Origin of the sequence: Candidatus Cardinium sp. cByotN1 (assembly GCF_022810525.1) — a bacterium.
Taxonomy (GTDB): Bacteria; Bacteroidota; Bacteroidia; order Cytophagales; family Amoebophilaceae; genus Cardinium.
On sequence record NZ_JAACGG010000159.1, the window covers coordinates 1 to 725 of the forward strand.

Here is a 725-nt window from a genome sequence, read left to right on the forward strand (position 1 = left end):
TTATATAATTAATATTATGTTAAACAGAGTAAAAGGGCGATAATTAACATCTATTATTCATCTGATCAAGATCATAATGCGAATACGCATGCTGAACCTTACAACCAGGAGGTATCTTCCCCTCTGGGGAATCAGTGGTTATCTTCAAACTTTTAGGATCCACAATTACATTGCCAAAATTAGTATTTATATGATAAAAACTAGTCATAATGATCTCTGAGTTATCGTTACCACCAAATAACAAAGATCCAGTATTGCCACAATAAGATTGAATAATATCGATTATATGATTATACTTTGCCAGGTTCTTTAAAATAATATCCAAGTTATATTTACCTGATGCATGCTGGCTACCCACTAAAATAACATCTTTCGGACCCTTTGGCATATAAGCTAAAATTTCATCTACAAGACCCAATGAAGCTGTAGACACGTGAGCCAATGCAGTAAGGCTAATGTTATTAGCAAGGGGAGATTATACAGTAACATCTTAGAAAACTAAACATGTGAAATTATCTACTTCTTGAGAAGTGTTCACTAAACTGTGTCAGAGTACCTCTTCACCTCAACTCAGCCTTTACTCTCCCCGGAAAGAAGATATCTAGGTTTCCGTTCACCACTATGGCTTATGCTAGGAAAAAAACGCGCCCTTTGAAAAAAGTGCGATCAGAAAGCGCAGCTTACAGATGAAAAGAAAAACAGTTGCCGGGAGGGATTGCAGGTAG

1 protein-coding gene is annotated in these 725 nt (G+C 36.4%); it reads right to left on the reverse strand.

Translation table 11 applies throughout. The annotated features are described in order from the left end of the window. Positions 1-43: 43 nt before the first annotated feature. The gene (locus tag MUW73_RS04145; RefSeq protein WP_243575287.1) at positions 44-388 is read right to left on the reverse strand and encodes a hypothetical protein; all 345 of its coding nucleotides are present in this window, start codon (positions 386-388) and stop codon (positions 44-46) included. Positions 389-725: the final 337 nt, after the last annotated feature.